Raw genomic sequence first — 765 nt, 5'->3', positions numbered from 1 at the left:
ACTATAACCTCGGTGAATCAGTGGTTTATGGTGTGGGTGCAGGTGTTGGTTGGGCTCTAGCAATTGCAGCTCTGGCTGGCATCCGTGAAAAGTTGAAATACAGCGACGTACCAGAAGGCCTTCGTGGTCTTGGCATAACCTTCATTACTGTTGGTTTGATGTCACTTGGTTTTATGTCGTTCAGCGGTATTTCACTGTAGCTGTTAGACGAAGAGGTTTAAAAGGGTAATCCTATATGAATGCAGAACTCGTTCTAGGCGTTGTCATGTTTACCGTCATCGTTCTAACGTTGGTTGCGGTAATTTTGGCAGCGCGAGCTAAGCTAGTTAGCTCGGGTAATGTTGCGATCACTGTAAATGATGATCCCAACTCAAAAATTGAAACGCCTGCTGGTGGTAAGTTACTTCAAACGCTTGCGTCTGAAGGCTTATTCCTTTCATCAGCTTGTGGCGGCGGTGGTACCTGTGCGCAGTGTACTTGTAAAGTGCTCGAAGGTGGTGGCTCCATGCTTCCTACTGAGCGTACTCACTTTACTCGTCGTGAAGAAGCAGAAGGTTGGCGTTTAGCGTGTCAGGTTCCTGTTAAGCAGGACATGAAAATTGAAGTTGACGAAGAAGTCTTTGGTGTTAAGAAGTGGGAATGTACGGTTGAATCTAACCCGAACGTTGCTACTTTCATCAAGGAACTGACGCTTCGTCTTCCTGAAGGTGAAAATGTCGATTTCCGTGCAGGTGGTTATGTTCAGCTTGAATGTCCTCCACACGA

At 46.4% G+C, this 765-nt stretch carries 2 protein-coding genes; both read left to right on the top strand.

All coding sequences use genetic code 11. From position 1 onward, the window contains the following. The coding region (locus tag A3739_RS27100; RefSeq protein ID WP_304440327.1) for an Rnf-Nqr domain containing protein at nucleotides 1-200 on the top strand (200 nt) is incomplete at its 5' end. Between the two features lie 35 nt (nucleotides 201-235). Next, a partial coding sequence (locus A3739_RS27095; protein ID WP_156502892.1) for an NADH:ubiquinone reductase (Na(+)-transporting) subunit F occupies nucleotides 236-765 on the top strand: 530 nt, incomplete at its 3' end.

It is taken from the genome of Oleiphilus sp. HI0067 (assembly GCF_001635735.1).
This window is presented reverse-complemented; position numbering and strand designations above follow the sequence as displayed.